At 30.6% G+C, this 17703-nt stretch carries 17 protein-coding genes; 13 read left to right on the forward strand and 4 right to left on the reverse strand.

Annotated features, from left to right (window positions below; genetic code table 11):
• Window positions 1-134: 134 nt before the first annotated feature.
• Complete coding sequence (gene tsaD, locus Q0881_RS10490; protein ID WP_299159875.1) at window positions 135-1163, forward strand: tRNA (adenosine(37)-N6)-threonylcarbamoyltransferase complex transferase subunit TsaD; 1029 nt, start codon at window positions 135-137, stop codon at window positions 1161-1163.
• 79 nt (window positions 1164-1242) lie between these two features.
• Complete coding sequence (locus Q0881_RS10495) at window positions 1243-3093, forward strand: alkaline phosphatase family protein (protein WP_299159877.1); 1851 nt, start codon at window positions 1243-1245, stop codon at window positions 3091-3093.
• Between the two features lie 101 nt (window positions 3094-3194).
• Here Q0881_RS10495 and Q0881_RS10500 read toward each other — a convergent pair whose 3' ends face one another.
• The 3 genes from Q0881_RS10500 to Q0881_RS10510 all read right to left on the reverse strand — a co-directional run bounded on the left by Q0881_RS10500 (window position 3195) and on the right by Q0881_RS10510 (window position 5245).
• Window positions 3195-3818, reverse strand: a complete 624-nt coding sequence (locus tag Q0881_RS10500) for a thioredoxin family protein (protein ID WP_299159879.1) — start codon at window positions 3816-3818, stop codon at window positions 3195-3197.
• Window positions 3819-3824: 6 nt separating this feature from the next.
• Entirely contained in the window at window positions 3825-4334 is a 510-nt protein-coding gene (locus tag Q0881_RS10505) for a TlpA family protein disulfide reductase (protein ID WP_299159882.1), read from the reverse strand.
• A gap of 122 nt (window positions 4335-4456) precedes the next feature.
• Entirely contained in the window at window positions 4457-5245 is a 789-nt protein-coding gene (locus Q0881_RS10510; protein ID WP_299159884.1) for a S1/P1 nuclease, read from the reverse strand.
• Between the two features lie 122 nt (window positions 5246-5367).
• Here Q0881_RS10510 and Q0881_RS10515 point away from each other — a divergent pair, with 122 nt between their 5' ends.
• The 11 genes from Q0881_RS10515 (at window position 5368) to Q0881_RS10565 (ending at window position 15760) form a co-directional block, all read left to right on the forward strand.
• On the forward strand, window positions 5368-6228 hold the full coding sequence (locus tag Q0881_RS10515; RefSeq protein WP_299159887.1) for an SPFH domain-containing protein: 861 nt from the start codon (window positions 5368-5370) through the stop codon (window positions 6226-6228).
• 3 nt (window positions 6229-6231) lie between these two features.
• A complete protein-coding gene (locus Q0881_RS10520; RefSeq protein ID WP_150900623.1) occupies window positions 6232-6390 on the forward strand; it encodes a DUF4177 domain-containing protein in 159 nt (52 codons plus the stop codon).
• 1 nt (window position 6391) lies between these two features.
• Window positions 6392-6559 (forward strand): DUF4177 domain-containing protein, encoded by a 168-nt coding sequence (locus Q0881_RS10525; protein WP_299159889.1) that lies wholly within the window; start codon window positions 6392-6394, stop codon window positions 6557-6559.
• A 1-nt stretch (window position 6560) separates the two neighbouring features.
• Window positions 6561-7058 (forward strand): hypothetical protein, encoded by a 498-nt coding sequence (locus tag Q0881_RS10530; protein WP_299159891.1) that lies wholly within the window; start codon window positions 6561-6563, stop codon window positions 7056-7058.
• Window positions 7055-7375, forward strand: coding sequence for a hypothetical protein (locus Q0881_RS10535; RefSeq protein WP_299159893.1), 321 nt, complete (start codon window positions 7055-7057; stop codon window positions 7373-7375). Before Q0881_RS10530 ends, Q0881_RS10535 begins: the two co-directional genes overlap by 4 nt.
• Before the next feature lie 2 nt (window positions 7376-7377).
• Window positions 7378-7542 (forward strand): Arc family DNA binding domain-containing protein, encoded by a 165-nt coding sequence (locus Q0881_RS10540; RefSeq protein WP_182124936.1) that lies wholly within the window; start codon window positions 7378-7380, stop codon window positions 7540-7542.
• Window positions 7543-7794: 252 nt separating this feature from the next.
• The gene (locus Q0881_RS10545; protein WP_299160010.1) at window positions 7795-10902 is read left to right on the forward strand and encodes a hypothetical protein; all 3108 of its coding nucleotides are present in this window, start codon (window positions 7795-7797) and stop codon (window positions 10900-10902) included.
• A gap of 40 nt (window positions 10903-10942) precedes the next feature.
• Window positions 10943-12862, forward strand: a complete 1920-nt coding sequence (locus Q0881_RS10550) for a S9 family peptidase (RefSeq protein WP_299159897.1) — start codon at window positions 10943-10945, stop codon at window positions 12860-12862.
• An 83-nt stretch (window positions 12863-12945) separates the two neighbouring features.
• Window positions 12946-13608: a DUF2490 domain-containing protein gene (locus Q0881_RS10555; protein ID WP_299159899.1), complete on the forward strand. Its 663-nt coding sequence runs from the start codon at window positions 12946-12948 to the stop codon at window positions 13606-13608.
• A 33-nt stretch (window positions 13609-13641) separates the two neighbouring features.
• Window positions 13642-14949, forward strand: a complete 1308-nt coding sequence (locus tag Q0881_RS10560) for a DUF819 family protein (protein ID WP_299159901.1) — start codon at window positions 13642-13644, stop codon at window positions 14947-14949.
• 106 nt (window positions 14950-15055) lie between these two features.
• Entirely contained in the window at window positions 15056-15760 is a 705-nt protein-coding gene (locus Q0881_RS10565) for a DUF4369 domain-containing protein (protein ID WP_299159903.1), read from the forward strand.
• A 66-nt stretch (window positions 15761-15826) separates the two neighbouring features.
• Here Q0881_RS10565 and Q0881_RS10570 read toward each other — a convergent pair whose 3' ends face one another.
• Entirely contained in the window at window positions 15827-17653 is a 1827-nt protein-coding gene (locus tag Q0881_RS10570; RefSeq protein ID WP_299159905.1) for a DUF885 family protein, read from the reverse strand.
• Window positions 17654-17703 lie beyond the last annotated feature (50 nt).

The following is a 17703-nucleotide window of genomic DNA, read 5'->3' on the forward strand; positions in this document are numbered from 1 at the left end:
AATTTCTCCCTTTATAAACTAACTAACAAATGTAATCAGCTAACTGCAAAAATGTTGCCTTATTTTAAAGAAATATCAATTTTAACGAAAATCTAACGCAATATCGATATTTTTGCAATCTAATTTGAAATAAATTGAGTACAAAAAACATTTACATATTAGGTATTGAAAGCTCTTGCGACGACACAAGTGCTTCGGTAATTTATAACGGAAAAGTATTAAGTAATGTAGTTGCAAACCAAGAAGTGCATGCTAAATATGGTGGTGTAGTTCCTGAACTCGCTTCAAGAGCACATCAACAAAATATTGTTCCAGTAGTACAACAAGCTATTGAACAAGCAGGTATAACAAAACATGATTTAAATGCGATCGCTTTTACACGTGGCCCTGGTTTAATGGGCTCTTTATTAGTAGGAACTTCTTTTGCAAAATCTTTAGCATTAGGATTAAATATTCCTTTGATAGATGTAAATCATATGCAAGCGCATATTTTAGCCCATTTTATTGAAGAAGAAGGCTGTAAAACCCCTCCATTCCCATTCGTATGCTTAACCATCAGTGGAGGACATACTCAAATTGTAAAAATTACCAATCATTTTGAAATGGAGATTTTAGGAGAAACCATTGACGATGCAGTTGGTGAAGCTTTTGATAAATCTGCGAAAATACTTGGGCTACCTTACCCTGGAGGCCCGTTAATTGATAAATATGCCCAATTAGGAAACCCAAAAACTTTTAAATTTACGAAACCAAAAGTTGGTGATTTAGATTTTAGTTTTAGTGGTTTAAAAACAGGAATCTTATACTTCATTAGAAAGCAAGAAAAAGAAAATCCTGATTTTATAAAAGAACATTTAAATGATATTTGCGCTTCTATTCAATATACCATTATTGAAATTTTAATGGATAAACTAAAAAATACTGTAAAGCAAACCGATATTAAACATATTGCTATCGCAGGTGGAGTATCAGCTAATTCAGAAATTCGTAAACGATTAACATTAGCAGAAAAACACTGGAAATGGACTACTTATATACCTAAATTTGAATATACGACAGACAATGCTGCAATGATTGCTATCGCTGGATATTTAAAATATTTAAACGGTACTTATTCCGATATTTCTGTTACCGCTCAAGCTCGCTTAAAAGTTACCGAATAACCCTTTAAAAACCTTACAAAACCTTACAAGACCTTACAAGACCTTACAAGACCTTACAAAAATCCCTAAATCTCCCTTAATGAATAACCTAAAAAAAAGATTTCTTTTTAATATTACCTATTACCTTTTATGGGTCATTTATTTTTTATTTGCTCGATTTCTGTTTCTATCTTATTATTTTGATAAAACTGCTGAACTTGGTTTTACAACTTCCTTTAAAACCTTTTTTTATGGGATTCAATTAGATTTTTCTTTTGCTGCTTATTTAGCCGCAATTCCTTTTTTAATTATTCTTTTTTCAATTTGGATTCCAAAAAAAACTGTACTGAATCTAATAAAAGGGTATACATTTCCTATTATTTTTATAATCAACTTATTTATGTTGGTTGATATTGTTTTATACAAATCTTGGGGAGTTCGTATAGATTCTACGCTACTAAATTATATTAATACACCCAAAATAATGATGGCTTCAGTTTCTACCTTACAACTAATTGGTGGAATACTAATTTGGATACTTCTTTCATTAACCGTTACTTATTTTTTTAATAAAGTATTAAATAAAGTTAGTAACCTTTTAAATAAGGGATCTTTTTTAGAAACCCCTATTTTCCTTTTACTAATTGGATCTTTAATTATCCCTATTAGAGGAGGTTTTGCAAACATTCCTATCAACCAAAGTAATGTATATTTTTCTACAAAAATGTTTGCTAATCATGCAGCTATAAACTTTATATGGAACTTCGCCAATACACTTACACACAAAATAGATGATAAAAATCCATACGTACATTACAAGTCAGATATAGCAAAAAGCATCATTAATCAGACAAGAAGTGAATTATTAGTAGGTACAGACTCTATTTTAAAAACAAAAAAACCAAATGTAATTTTACTTATTTGGGAAAGTTTATCTGCAAAAGCAGTTGGTGCTCTTGGCGGAGAACCTGATGTAACCTCAAACTTAAACCGATTTGCAAAAGAGGGTATTTTATTTACTAATTTTTATGGTAATGGAGACAGAACAGACAAAGGAGTTCCTGCTATTCTAAGTGGTTATTATCCACAACCTACCACAAGTATTATGAAAATGCCTCATAAATCGAAATCCTTACCTATGTTAACCAAAGAGATGAAAAACTTAGGGTACAATACAGGGTTTTATTATGGAGGTGATAGTAATTTTGGAAATATGATTACTTATTTACGTAACGGTGATATTGATAAAATTGTTGATGGTAAGGAATTTGATAAAGAAAATTGGAATTCTAAATGGGGAGCACACGATCATATTTTTTTAGATCGTTTTATAAAAGATTTATCTAAACCTAATATAAAACAGCCCTTTTTTCAAGTTGCTTTAACCCTTACGAGTCACGAACCTTATGAATTTCCCGACACCTATAAATTTGGAAAAAACTCTGAAGCCAATTTATACAGAAGTGCCCAAGCCTATACAGATAAAGCCATAGGTAAATTTATTGAAGAAGCTAAAAAACAACCATGGTGGGATAATACTTTAGTTGTTATTATGGCCGATCATGGACACCCATTACCTGTTCACAAAGGTTATTTCAACTCACCCATACGCTTTAAAATCCCAATGGTTTGGATAGGTGGAGCTCTAATAAAAACTGGTATTACTATTGATAATTACAGTGCTCAAAGCGATTTCGCATACACTTTAACAGATATGTTAGGAGGAGATTCGAAACAATTCGAATTTGGCAAACACATTTTTAATACTTCTAATAACCAATATGTGCATTATGTATTTAACAAAGGGTTTGGCACCATTTCTAAAAATGGAGCTTTTGTTTACGATTATGTAAGTAACAAACCCGTTATACAAAAAGGAAACTATCAAAGATTAGATTCTTTAGGAAAAGCTATTAGCCAAAATGCTTATCAGAATTTTTTAGACAAATAATTAAATTCCTTCTCCAAATTAAGTTTACAAAAATCAATTATAAATAAAAAATCCCGAGTTGATGAACTCGGGATTTTTTATTTATAATAGTAATTTAATTACTATTGCCAGTTTTTTCTATCCTTAATAGAACACCCTATTGCACGTGTATTGTTTTTTGATGGCTTCTCTCCTTTCAACAAAGCATTTACCGCATTTTCAACAAAACGTTCTGATACTTTACTTTCATCACGAGAACTATCATCTATCGCTCCGATGTATTCTACCATTAATTTTCCATTGTCTTTATTTAATATATAAACATGAGGAGTTTTAGTAGCACCAAACATTGGATATACTCTTTGAGCTACATCAAATAAGTACGGGAATGTAAACCCTTTTTCCTTAGCTCTAACCTTCATGCCTTCAAAGCTATCTCCTTTTGATACTTTTGGATCGTTTGGATTAATAGCTATAACAGGATATCCTTTTGTTTTATATTTTTTATCTAAGGCTATTAATCGATCTTCATTCGCTACTGAATACGGACACATATTACATGTAAACACAACAATAAACCCTTTAGCTTCTTTAAAATCAGATAAAGAAACCATTTTTCCATCTACATTTTTAAGTTGAAAGTCAGAAGCAACATCTCCTACTTTATACCCTTTAGAGTTGTTTATTGTAAATGCTGAAATTGTAGCTATTACAACAAGTAGTACTACTATTTTAAAAGTTTTCATAATTAATTAATTTAAAAAGGTTTGTAATTCATTTTTTAAGGTTTCATAATGAAACGGCTGTTCGTAAAACTTTCTTTTCTTAGCATTGTATATTAAAGTTGCAGGTATAGATCCTGTCCAATTTTCAGCAATATCTTTAATCCAAAATTGTTCATTACTATCGTCAAAATGAAGTACTTTAGATTGTAGTTTTTTATCTTTAATAAACGGTATTAGATTACTTTCCAATTGCCTTGAAAAATCGAGACTTACTAAAATTACCTCAACATTTTTATCTTTAAACTCTTTGTTTAGTTTTTCAAAAGCAGGTAATTCTTTTACACAAGGTATGCACCAAGTTGCCCAAAAATTAATTACATACGTTTTACCATCATTTTTATGTAGTAATGGTTTTAATTTCTCATAATTTAAGGTAGTAATTTTAACACCTTCTAACTGAGGTTCAGTTGATTTCGGTGTTTTTTTACAAGAAACTAACACGGCTACAAAGAGTAATAAGTATCCTAATCTACGCATATTATCTTTTATTTATCTCAAAATTAAATGATTATACTATTCAATTATGTGAATTAACGAAACATTAACAACAAAAAACTCGAAAGACAATCTTTCGAGTTTTTTGTTATTTTAAGTATTTTTTAGCTAAAAATATCGTTTAATAATTTTGCTAAACGTAATCCTCCTTTTTGTAACTGTTCTCTAACTACAGGGAAATAATCATACGAATAACGGTATCGTAATTTATCTCCAGATTTTGCCGATCCATAAACTCTTTTAGTAAGTTTATGTGTGTCTTTCATCCAATCGATTACATCTCCATTTTGAACAGCCTTAATTTGTTCTTTAGACAAGTGTTTAGCATTATCAGCCAATTCTAAATAGCTCATATCCCACTTATTAATCAAGTTCTCGTCCCAAACCCTATGTAAGTTAGAACCTCTTCCGTGCCATTGCACCTGTATAGTATTTCCTCCTTTATCTTCTTTCTGTCCAATATGTAAAGGCTGGTGTAAATCGCCCATTAAGTGCACTAACATTTTTAAATAAAAACGCTTGTCTTCAACAGAACTATTCTCATCTTTTAAAACCTTTACACACTCTTTAATACCTGTAATTAAATCTCCTTTAGGGTTTTTCTCTACATCCTTATAATGAGCATCTAATGGCATATTTACATAATGCCAAGTATAAAATTTTCCGTATTTTTTTCTATCCGACTTTATTTCATCTGCATAGGTAGATACAAAAGCTAAACTTTCACCTTGCAATAACTTATCTATTTTTCGTTTCGCTCTTTTTGTTAAATGATTTTCAGCAATTTTTCCTGTAGCCCTATGGCCGGTTGGCCCCCAAACATCTTCATTATTTGCTATAGCTGAAACACTTATTAAAAATGCACTAAACAGTAGTAATACCTTGACTTTCATAAATAAATTCCTATTAAATTTCCGCTAAAATATAAAAATATTTGCTCAAAAATTTGGATTTAACATAAAATTACCTATATCTTTGTGATATCATTTTAATATCATTTTTAAATCAAAACATAATGAAAGAAGAAAAAATTATAAAACCTGCCAACGGATACTTAATGTTTTTTATCGTACTAGCTCTTTTTATAGGAGGTATTATTTTAACTATAAAAAACGAAAATCCTGTATATATTCTAATGACTATCACAGGATTTATACTAGCCTTAGGATTCATTTTAGTTAACCCAAACTCTTCTAAAGTGCTTTTATTCTTTGGTAAGTATGTTGGAACCGTAAAACAGAATGGATTGTTTTGGGCAAACCCTTTATATAAAAAGAAAACTATTTCATTAAGAGCTAGTAATTTTGATAGCGAACGTTTAAAAGTGAATGATAAATTAGGTAATCCAGTAATGATATCTACAATTTTGGTTTGGAGAGTTACCGAAACTTATAAAGCAGCTTTCGATGTAGACAACTATGAGAATTTTGTTCGTGTTCAAACCGACGCTGCAGTACGTAAACTAGCTAGTATGTATCCTTATGATAATTTTGCTGATGAAGGTCATGAAGAAGATATTACATTACGTTCTAGTGTAAATGAAGTTAGCGAAGCTTTAGAAAAAGAATTAGAAGAGCGTTTGTCTATTGCAGGAATTGAAGTTTTAGAAGCTCGAATTGGTTATTTAGCTTATGCTCAAGAAATTGCTAGTGCCATGTTAAAAAGACAACAAGCTACAGCTATTATTGCTGCTCGTCATAAAATAGTACAAGGTGCTGTTGATATGGTTGAAATGGCTTTAGAAGCATTAAATGAAAAAAACATTGTTGAATTAGACGAAGAACGAAAAGCTGCCATGGTAAGTAATTTATTAGTTATTTTATGTGGAGATAAAGAAGCTTCACCAGTATTAAACACAGGAACTTTAAACCATTAAAATATGAAAGAATACAAAGTTACAATACCCAAATTAGGTTTTAAGAATAGAGTTAAGAAATATGAAGACTTACTTAATCAACACGCCAGAGAAGGTTGGATAGTTAAACATATTGGGCAAAACTCTCCTATGATAATTTTTGAAAGAGACAAGAATAGATAAAATGAAAGAATACAAAATTATACCTAGAAAGTTTAGCTGGAGTAATGGAAGAGAAAAATTTCAAGACGAAATAAATAATCACGCCAAGCAAGGATGGAGAGTTGTAAATGTTTATGCTGTAAGTGACACCAATGTGGAAGCTCTTTTAGAAAAGGATAAAAACAGATAAAATGAAAGTTTTTAAAGAAGAACAACGTTTTACGCAAATTTGGTTAATTATTTTATTAACTATTAGTCTTTGCACTACTATAGCTATAATGCTCAATGAGTATTTAAAACAAGGTTCTTCTTTTAACACAAAAGAATTTCTAATAACGTTCTTCAGCATTGTGTTCTCTGTTTCTTTTATCTTCTTTTTAAAACTAAGAACAAGAATAGATGAAATAGGAATTCATTATCAGTTTTTCCCTTTTCACTTTAAAACTAGAGTAAAAAAATGGGAAGATATAAAATCTGTTTGTGTAAGAAAATATGAACCTATTAGCGAATATGGAGGATGGGGAGTTCATAAATCTCTTTTTAATAAAGAAAAAGGGATTGCTATTAATGTAGCGGGAAATATAGGAATTCAATTAGTGCTAAAGAATAATAAAAAGCTTCTTATAGGTACGCAGAAAGAAAGTGATGTAAAACGAATTTTAGAAACTTATAAAAATAAATTATTATGATACGAATTATAACACTTCTATTTCTTTATACTTTCAATATCATAATAGCTTATGTTCATTTTAAATCTAAAAAGACTATAGCTTCTAATTCACAAATATTAGTTACTGATCAACCTAAAAACAACAAAAAGGAAATATCAACTTTTAATAATTCGTTTGAACTAAATTCTAAAAAATTAAATGTTAGTTCAGTAAATCAAAATCGTGTTTTAAAAATAGTAAATTCGCAAACTAAAAATCAACAAACTTACTTTACACTAAATTTAAATCCAACCAAAGAGTTAATAAAACCCCTTGTTACTTTTGTAAAAAAATAGACATGGCAAAAAAGAAAGCATTTGCACTTCGTATAAACGAAGACATGATAAAAGCCATTGAAAAATGGGCATCAGACGAATTTCGTTCTACTAACGGACAGATCGAATGGATGCTTATGCAAGCACTTAAAGAAGCCAAAAGAGAACCTAAAAAGAAAGAAGAGTAACAACCTATCTTTTTGTTTAGTTAATACGTCTAAAAATGTGTTAATCAATAAAAATAAAGCTTCAATAAATTAAATAAAATTATTCTACTTCTACAAGATAAAAATAAAAACTCACCTTTATAGTTAACATTTTTTTAAGAGTTTAATTAGTACTTTTAAGTTTTAATCAACAAACTAAACTCTGTAATGAAAAAAGCAATTCTATTTTTAGCTTTATTACTATCATACAGTCTATTTTCGCAAGAATTCTCAATGGACTTGGTAAAAAACATGAAACCAAGAAATATTGGACCTGGAGGTATGAGCGGCCGTGTAACTTCTATAGATGTAGTCCATAAAAATCCAGACGTCATGTATGTAGGTACTGCTTCAGGTGGTATTTGGAAATCAACTTCTGGAGGAATTAAATGGCAACCAATTTTCGAAAAAGAGCTAACTGCTTCAATTGGAGCAATAGCAATTCAACAATCAAACCCAAGTGTTATTTGGGCAGGTACTGGTGAAGGAAATCCTCGTAATAGCTTAAATGGTGGTTTTGGTATTTATAAATCTTTAGACGCTGGAAAAACATGGAAAGCTATGGGCTTAGAAAAAACACGTCATATACATCGTGTTATTATAGATCCTAGTAATCCAAACATAGTGTATGTAGCTGCGATAGGTTCTCCATGGGGTGAACATAAAGAACGTGGAGTTTACAAAACCATAGATGGTGGTAAAACATGGAAGCAAATTTTATACAACAATATAAAAACTGGTGCAGCCGATTTAATTATGGATCCATCAAATCCAAACAAATTAATTGCTGCTATGTGGGAACACAAACGAGATCCTTGGTTTTTTAAATCTGGTGGTAAAGGAAGTGGATTGTACATAACACATGACGGTGGTGATAACTGGAAAAAAATCACAGAGAAAGAAGGCTTTCCTAAAGGAGATTTAGGAAGAATTGGAATTGCTATTTCTAGAAGTAATCCAAACACTATTTATGCTTTGGTAGAAGCTAAGAAAAATGCGTTGTACAAAAGTGAAGATGGTGGTTTTAAATGGAAAAAAGTAAACGATAAAAAAGGAATTGGTAATCGTCCATTTTACTATTCAGAAATTTATGTTGATCCTATAAATGAAAATCAATTATATACTGTTTTTACATATATAAACAAATCTATAGATGGAGGTAAGAACTTTAAACAATTAATGCCTGCTTATGGTGTTTCAAATGGAGTTCACCCAGATCATCATGCTTGGTGGATACATCCAGAAGATGGTTCATTTATGATTGATGGAAATGACGGTGGTTTAAACATTACCAAAGACGGTGGTAAAACATGGCGCTTTATTGGAAACCTACCTGTTGCACAATTTTATCACATAAATGTAGACAATGAATTCCCTTATAATGTTTATGGAGGAATGCAAGATAACGGTTCTTGGAGAGGCCCTGCTTATGTATGGAAAGCACAAGGAATAAGAAATTCTTATTGGCAAGAAATTAGCTTTGGTGATGGCTTTGATGTTATACCTGATAAAGATGATTCTCGCTATGGTTGGTCTATGAGTCAGCAAGGTTATGTATCTCGTTACGATTATAAAACAGGGAATAACTATACAGTACGTCCAACACATTCAGATCCAAAAGTAAAACTACGTTTTAACTGGAATGCAGCAATAAACATTGATCCTTTTAATAATTCAACATTATATTTTGGTAGTCAATTTGTCCATAAATCAACAGATAAAGGTTTATCATGGGAAGTAATTTCACCAGATTTAACCACCAATGATAAAAGCAAACAAAAACAAAGTGAAAGTGGCGGTTTAACGCTTGATGCCACTGGAGCTGAAAATCATTGTACTATTTTAGTTATAGAACCTTCATCTTTAGAAAAAGACATGTTATGGATTGGTACTGACGATGGTAATGTTCAAATAACACAAAATGATGGTAAAACTTGGACTAATATTACAAAAAACATTAAAGGATTACCAAATGGCAGTTGGATTACTCAAATAAAAGCTTCAAATAAAAACAACGGAGAAGCTTTATTGGTAGCTAATGATTATAGACGTTTTAATTATACTCCATATGTATATAGAACAAGAAACTATGGAAAAACATGGGAACGCATTGTAAACAAAGATGATGTGGTAAGTTATGCTCTTTCTATTGTAGAAGATCCAATAACTCCTAATCTTTTATTTTTAGGAACCGATGATGGTTTATACATTTCTTTAAATGCTGGAAAAAAATGGACTAAATGGACAAATGGATTCCCTTCTGTTTCTGTAAAAGATTTAGTAATTCATCCTAGAGAACACGATTTAGTAATTGGTACTTTTGGTAGAGCTGCATGGGTATTAGATGACATAAGACCTTTAAGAACAATTGCTATGAATCCTGAGGTATTACAAAAAAACATTGTTTTATTCGAACCTCCAATTGCATATCAAGCAAGCTACCAACAACCTACAGGTAGTAGGTTTGGAGCTGATGCTCTTTATAACGGAGAAAATAGATCTCGTGGAGCCTTAATATCATACTATATAAATAAGCCTAAACAGGATAAGAAGGTAAAAACTTTGAAAGACGAAAAACCTACTATTAAATGGGACTCAATTAAATTTGAAATATTTGATGGTACTCGTCTTATTAGAACCATAAAAAGAAAAACCCCAAAAGAAAACGGTTTACAAAAAGGTACTTGGTATATGAGCGAAAAAGGTGTACCAAGACCTTCTAGACGTATTCGTAAATCTAAAAAAGAGCCTAGCGGTGTTCGTGTAAAACCAGGAACTTATAAAATAAAAACAACTTTTGGTAACCAAATATCTGAACAAAATATTACTGTAAAAAGTGATCCAAGATATAAAGTGTCAAAAGAAAATATTGAAGAAAAATATAATTTAAGTAAAAAGTTAGAAAGATATCAAAAATCTATTTCAGAGGCAGTAAAGCAATTAGTAGAAAGTAAGAATACAGCAAAAAACTTTAAAAGTAAATTAACTAAAAAAGACAAAAAACTGTATAAAAAAGAGATTAAAGCTTCTACTGATATTATAAAAAAGATAGATACTCTTTTAACAACATTTTTAGGTAAAGTAGATAAACGTCAAGGAATTGTAAGAAGCCCCGAAGTAAATGTAAATCAACGAATTGGTACAGCTCAATGGTACGTTGGTAGCAAACCAAAAATTACGGACACTGAAAAAACACTTATTAATCAAGCAAAAGAAGCTATAGAGAAAGCTTTAGACAGTACAAATAAATTCTTTAATAACGATTGGAAAACATACCGCAGTAGCACAGAAAAAATTGTGATCTCCCCTTTTAAAGAAACCAAAAACTTTTCAGTAAAATAATCGTTATATTTATAGCTACCAACAAGTTAAACCTAATACAATGAAAAAACTAACACTTCTTTTTGTTATCGCATTATCTACAATAGCATGTAAAACAAAAGAAAAAGAAGCAGATAGCATTTCTAAAACACTCAAAAAATATTCCATTGAACAAATGATGGATAATGAAAGTGTTTTTGGTGGAAGCTTTTCTCCTGACAAATCAAAATTATTAGTTACTAGTAATCGATCTGGTATATATAACATGTATACCGTTTCAACTTCAAACGGAGCATTTACACCAATTACTGCTTCAGATAGTTCTTCTGTTTTTGGAACTTCGTATTTTCCAAAAGACAATAGAATGTTGTTCAGAATGGACAATAATGGAGATGAAATTTACCATATCTATATGCGTAATTTAGATGGAAGCACTAAAGAATTAACTCCAGAAAAAGGAGCTAGGGCAAGTTTTTATGGATGGTCTAAAGATGAAAAAACTTTCTTTTTTGCATCTAATAAAAGAGATAAACGTTTTATGGATGTTTATGAAATGGACATCGAGAATTTTACTTCAAAAATGTTATATGAAAATAAAGAAGGATATAATGTTGCAGCTATATCAAATAACAGGAACTTCTTTGCCTTAAGTAAAACAGTAAACACGAACGATAGTGATTTATTTTTATTTGATAGAACTAAAAATGAAACTACAAAAATTAATAAAACACTAAGCGGAAATTCTGCTGCTGATTTTTCTACCAATGATACTGATTTCTATTATACAACTGATGCAGATGGAGAGTTTGCTAGTTTAATGAAATATAATATTGCTAGTGGGAAAATAGAGAAAGTACTAAAGAAAGATTGGGATGTTTCTGGAAGTTATTTTACTAATAACGGTAAATATAGAGTTACTTATGTAAATGAAGATGCTAAAAACGTTATTGAAGTTTTAGACGTTGCCACTGGAGAAAATATTGAATTGCCTAATGTAGATGGTAAAAGTATTACTAGTGTTGGATTTTCTAGAGACGAATCTATGATGCGTTTTTATGCTGGCGGTTCTCATACTCCTTCAAATTTATATGTTTATGATTTAAAAACTAAAAAACAAACACAACTAACCGATGTATTAAATAAAGAAATTGATGCTTCCGATTTGGTAAATGCAAAGGTAATTAGATACCCTTCTTTTGATGGAGTTACGATTCCTGCAATATATTACCTACCTCATCAAGCTAATAAAGACCATAAAGTTCCTGCTTTAGTTTGGGTACATGGTGGGCCAGGTGGGCAATCGCGACAAAACTTTAGTTCTAGAATACAATTCTTAGTAAATCATGGCTATGCTGTACTAGCTGTAAATAATAGAGGAAGTAGTGGCTATGGAAAAACTTTTTTTACAATGGATGATTTAAACCATGGAGAAAAAGATTTACAAGACTGTGTAGAAGGTAAAAATTGGCTAGCAAAACAACCTCAAATTGACGCTGATAAAATAGGAATCATTGGAGGTTCTTATGGCGGATACATGACAATGGCTGCACTAACTTATACACCTGAAGAATTTGCTGTTGGTGTAAATATTTATGGGGTAACAAATTGGATGCGTACTTTAAAAAGTATTCCTTCTTGGTGGGAATCGTTTAGAGAAGCTTTATATAAAGAATTAGGAAACCCTCATACGGCAGATTCTATTCGTTTAAAAAGAATTTCACCATTATTCCATACCGATAAAGTTACTAAGCCCTTAATGGTATTACAAGGTGCAAAAGACCCAAGGGTTTTACAAATAGAATCAGATGAAATTGTGGCTGGTGTCCGTAAAAATGGAGTACCAGTAGAATATGTATTATTTAACGATGAAGGACATGGTTTTGTTAAGAAAGAAAACCAGATAGAATCAAATAGTAGAATATTAAAATTTTTAGATAAACATTTAAAAAAAGAGGAGCCTTTAGAAAATAAAGAACTGTAATTTTTAATATACTTAGTTATTAAAAAGCCTTTGTAATTTATACAAAGGTTTTTTTTATTTTCGCTTTATCAAATTAATTTTTCATGAAAAAAATAGCTTTTTTATTTATCATTTTATTTACGCTAAAAAATGTAGCCCAATCTAACCCTGAAAAAGAACTAGGTGTTTGGTATATGTATAATGGCTCACATCAAGTATCAGAAAAATTTAGCTTAAAAACTATGGCACATTTTCGTTTTTTTGAAGTTGGGGATGATATGCAGCAGTTTATTGGAAGACTTGGAGGTAATTATAAAATCAACAAAAACCTAAGTGCTACTATTGGATATGCATATTTAAGTACAGATCGAACTTTTGGAATTTCAAAGGGTGACTTTAGCGATCATCGTATTTATGAAGACTTCAATGTAAAACATAAAATATCAGAATTAGGTATTGCACATCGATTAAGAGCAGAACAACGTTTTTTTGAATCACAGACAGGTCATTTTATTAGATATCAATTAGGATTTAGCTACCCTTTATCAACAAAATGGTCTACTTATATATATGATGAAATCTTTTTTGACTTTGATGGAGAAGCTTATAACCAAAACTGGTTAGGTGTTGGTGTTAAATATAAACTTTCAAAAACTGCAAAACTTCAATTGGGGTATATGAACATTTCTGATGCTAGTAGTAGAAGTTTTGATAGAATTCAATTAGGGATTGCCATAAGTACAGATCACAGAAAAAAGACTAAGTAATTTTCATACTTTAGCAAAAAACTAATTTAAAAAATGAACATTCCTTTTATTACAAATGACGCTATTGTATTTGGTATTCTAATGGTTTCTTTAGGTTTTGTATTTTATACTGAATCTAAAACTTCTGGATTTTGGTCTAAATTTTATAAAATTGTACCAGGTCTATTCATGGCCTACTTTATACCTGCAATTTTTACAACTTTAGGTGTTATTTCTCCTGAATGGGAAACTTCGAATACTGCTGGAGAAGTTATAAAAAATAAATCTCAATTGTATTATGTCGCTAGTAGATTTTTACTACCAGCTGCCTTAGTATTAATGACTTTAAGTATAGATTTAAAAGCTGTTTTCAACTTAGGGTCTAAGGCTTTAATTATGTTTTTTACGGGAACAATAGGTATAATCATCGGAGGTCCCATTGCTATTTTATTAATTTCTATATTTTCTCCTGAAACAGTTGGTGGAGCTGGTTTTGATGCTGTATGGAGAGGTTTATCTACCCTAGCTGGTAGTTGGATTGGTGGTGGTGCAAATCAAACAGCAATGTTAGAAATTTATCAATATAATCCTGCAAAATATGGAGGTATGGTGTTTGTTGATATTGTTGTTGCTAACATTTGGATGGCTATTTTATTAATTGGAATTGGTAGAAAAGATAAGATTAACAAATGGTTAAAAGCAGATACCTCAGCTATTGAAGAATTAAAAGAAAAAGTTTCTACTTTTACTCAAGGGGTAAAAAGAAACCCTACTCTTACGGATTTTATGATTATGCTTGCTATTGCATTTGGCACTGTTGGTTTTGGGCATTTTGCGTCTAAATACTTAAGTACTTTCTTTAGCGAATTGGTTGCTGGTATCGAATCTCAAACATTTAAAAACATATTTTCTTTCTTAGGTTCAGGTTTCTTTTGGTTAATTAGTATTTCAACTATTATTGCAATAATCTTATCATTTACCAAGGCTAAGAATTACGAAGGTGCAGGTGCAAGTAAGCTTGGTAGTATTTTCATTTATATTTTAGTTGCTACCATTGGTATGAAAATGGATTTAGCCATGATTTTCGACAATTTAGGTTTAATTGCTATAGGTTTAGTTTGGATGAGTATCCATGCTGGATTATTAATCTTAGTCGCTAAATTAATTAGAGCTCCTTATTTCTTTTTAGCAGTAGGTAGTCAAGCAAATGTTGGTGGTGCAGCTTCTGCTCCTATTGTAGCCTCTGCATTCCACCCTTCATTAGCAACTGTTGGGGTACTACTAGCTGTATTTGGATATGCTATTGGTACTGTTGGTGCTATATTATGTACAATTTTAATGGAATTATCGGCAACTTTATAAGAGAATTCTGCATATTTGCAATCTAAAATTTAAAATCACATGAAATTAGTATGATATTATTTTATACTAATTTCATCTAACCTAATAAGTAAAACAAAATAAACAGATGAAAAAATTTATCGCTATTTGTGCGTTCTCAATAATGGCTTTTGCCTGTTCTTCTAAAAAAGAAGGAAACATGGTTGTAAAAGGTCAAATTAAAGGGTTAAAAAAGGGTACTTTATATCTTCAAAAAATGAATGATACAGTATTAGTTGCTGTTGACTCTATGGCTTTATTAGGTGATGATAAATTTATTTTAACTGATAATGTAGAATCACCTGTAATGTATTACCTAACTTTTAATGGTAATGCTAAAGATAAACACTTAATGTTTTTTGGAGAAAAAGGCGAAATTACAATTAATGATAATATTGAAGAGTTTGGTTTCAAACCTGAAATTATAGGTTCAAAAAATCAAGATGTAATGAAAAAATTTCGTGAAATTGATAGAAGATTTAAAGACCAACGCTTAGATTTTATACAAAAAGACTTTGAAGCTCGTAAATCTCAAGATGAAGATTTAATTAAACAAGTAGAAGCTGATTATAAAAAGATGATTCGTCGTCGTTTTTTATTCTCAACAAATTTTGCTGTTACTAATGCAGATAGTGAAGCTGCACCATATATTGCTTTATCAGAATTATTTGATGCGAATATTCAATTATTAGATACTATTAATAATAGTTTAACTGATAAAGTTAAGAATTCAGATTACGGAAAACGTTTACAAAAATTTGTTAGTGATATTAAAGCTAAAGAAACTAAGTAATTTCAGTTTTACTTTATAAATAAAAAACTCGATACAAATTGTATCGAGTTTTTTATTCTTATTATTTTACTTTTCAGAAGTAATATATTCTTCAACTAGAGTTTCTAAAACATTTAATGGCAATGGTCCATTAGTTAAAGCTACATTATGGAATTTTCTAATATCAAATTTATCTCCTAAAGCTTCTTTTGCTTTTTTACGAAGCTCTAATATTTTAAGCATTCCTATTTTATACGCTGTTGCTTGACTTGGCATTACGATATGTCTTTCTACCATTTTAATGGCATCTAACTCTGCGTTAGGTGTATTATCAGTATAATACTTTATCCCTTCTTCTCGAGTCCACTTTTTTGCATGAATACCCGTATCTACTACCAAACGACAAGCTCTCCATAACTCCATGGCTAAGCGTCCAAAATCAGAATAAGGATCAGAATAAAAGCCCATTTCTTTTGGTATATATTCTGAATATAGCCCCCATCCTTCTACATAAGCTGTATAGCGCCCAAATTTTCGAAACATTGGCACCTCTTTTAATTCCTGAGCAATTGCTATTTGCATATGATGTCCAGGTATACCTTCATGATAAGCCAAAGCTTCCATTTGATACGATGGCATACTAGCCATGTCATACATATTTGCATAGTATGTACCCGGTCTAGAACCGTCTATCGCTGGCTGCTGATAAAATGCTTTTCCTGCAGATTTTTCTCTAAATGCTTCAACCGCTTTTACAATTAAAGCTGCCTTTGGTTTTGTTATAAATAATTCATCCAAGCGAGTTTTCATACTGTCTATAATATGAGTTGCTTCAACCATATATTCTTCTCTCCCTTTCTTAGAATCTTCATAATAAAATTGAGGATCTTTTTTCATAAATCCGAAAAATTCTTTTAAAGTGCCCTTAAACCCTACTTTTTTCATAATAGCACGCATTTCATCATGAATTCTAGCGACTTCTTTTAATCCTATTTCGTGGATTTCTTCCGCAGTTAAATTAGTGGTGGTGGTTCTTTTTAAAGCATTATTGAAAAACGCTACTCCATCAGGTAATTTCCAAGCACCATCATCAGTACTTGTAACTTTTTCTTGCCCTTCTAAAGTTGTTATTAGATTTTGATACGCTGGTAAAACACTTTCTTTTAAAGCTACTATACCTTTATCTATAAGTGCTTTTTTCTTTTCTGCATCTATATCTAATTTATTAACTTTATTAGTGAAATCATTAAATAAAGTGCTTGGTGTATCTGAATTATCAAAAGGTTTTCCTTTTATTAAATTTCTAGAATCGTCCAATACTTTTGCAAACACAAATTTTGGAGGCATTATTCCTTTTGCTTCTCTTTCTTTCAAACCTGCTACTAATTGTGCAAACAACGGTTTTAAGTTGTTCAAACGGGCAATATAATTTTCTGCATCTTCAACATTAGAGACCTGATGCATATTAATTAAGAATGCAGGAATTTCTGCTTGCATACCATGCATTTGATTTACAGGATATGTATGAAAACGGTATTTGAAATCTGCTATTTGATTTTCTAATTGCTGTTTAAATAAATCGTAACTTAATTTAGTTCCTTTATCTAAGGCTTTCACATTAACTGAATCGTTAATCCAACTTAAAGCTTTCTTAGTTTGTTCTAATTCTGTTTTAGCAAAATCATCAGAAATATCATTCCATTTGTCTGCATCTTTTTTTATACCTAAATAGGTTTGATACATCGGGTGCCTATCTAAGTTTTCTTTAAATTGTTTATCAAAAAAAGCATTTACTTTTTTAGATTCAGCAACAATATCTGCTTCACTAAGAACCTCAGTTTTTTTTTCTTTTTTGCAGGACACTAACATTATTCCTACAAATAATGCTAAGACTGAATATGTTTTTATTTTCATGATTAATAGTTTAATATGCGGAAGATACAAAATAACTATCTCATGAAAAT

Origin of the sequence: uncultured Tenacibaculum sp. (genome assembly GCF_947494125.1) — a bacterium.
Lineage (GTDB): Bacteria > Bacteroidota > Bacteroidia > Flavobacteriales > Flavobacteriaceae > Polaribacter.

Coding starts and splice junctions, on each gene's coding strand:
- Q0881_RS10495 (WP_299159877.1), top strand. CDS start 1,243: ATGAATAACCTAAAAAAAAGATTTCTTTTTAATATTACCTATTACCTT.
- Q0881_RS10500 (WP_299159879.1), bottom strand. CDS start 3,818: ATGAAAACTTTTAAAATAGTAGTACTACTTGTTGTAATAGCTACAATT.
- Q0881_RS10505 (WP_299159882.1), bottom strand. CDS start 4,334: ATGCGTAGATTAGGATACTTATTACTCTTTGTAGCCGTGTTAGTTTCT.
- Q0881_RS10510 (WP_299159884.1), bottom strand. CDS start 5,245: ATGAAAGTCAAGGTATTACTACTGTTTAGTGCATTTTTAATAAGTGTT.
- Q0881_RS10515 (WP_299159887.1), top strand. CDS start 5,368: ATGAAAGAAGAAAAAATTATAAAACCTGCCAACGGATACTTAATGTTT.
- Q0881_RS10520 (WP_150900623.1), top strand. CDS start 6,232: ATGAAAGAATACAAAGTTACAATACCCAAATTAGGTTTTAAGAATAGA.
- Q0881_RS10525 (WP_299159889.1), top strand. CDS start 6,392: ATGAAAGAATACAAAATTATACCTAGAAAGTTTAGCTGGAGTAATGGA.
- Q0881_RS10530 (WP_299159891.1), top strand. CDS start 6,561: ATGAAAGTTTTTAAAGAAGAACAACGTTTTACGCAAATTTGGTTAATT.
- Q0881_RS10535 (WP_299159893.1), top strand. CDS start 7,055: ATGATACGAATTATAACACTTCTATTTCTTTATACTTTCAATATCATA.
- Q0881_RS10540 (WP_182124936.1), top strand. CDS start 7,378: ATGGCAAAAAAGAAAGCATTTGCACTTCGTATAAACGAAGACATGATA.
- Q0881_RS10545 (WP_299160010.1), top strand. CDS start 7,795: ATGGACTTGGTAAAAAACATGAAACCAAGAAATATTGGACCTGGAGGT.
- Q0881_RS10550 (WP_299159897.1), top strand. CDS start 10,943: ATGAAAAAACTAACACTTCTTTTTGTTATCGCATTATCTACAATAGCA.
- Q0881_RS10555 (WP_299159899.1), top strand. CDS start 12,946: ATGAAAAAAATAGCTTTTTTATTTATCATTTTATTTACGCTAAAAAAT.
- Q0881_RS10560 (WP_299159901.1), top strand. CDS start 13,642: ATGAACATTCCTTTTATTACAAATGACGCTATTGTATTTGGTATTCTA.
- Q0881_RS10565 (WP_299159903.1), top strand. CDS start 15,056: ATGAAAAAATTTATCGCTATTTGTGCGTTCTCAATAATGGCTTTTGCC.
- Q0881_RS10570 (WP_299159905.1), bottom strand. CDS start 17,653: ATGAAAATAAAAACATATTCAGTCTTAGCATTATTTGTAGGAATAATG.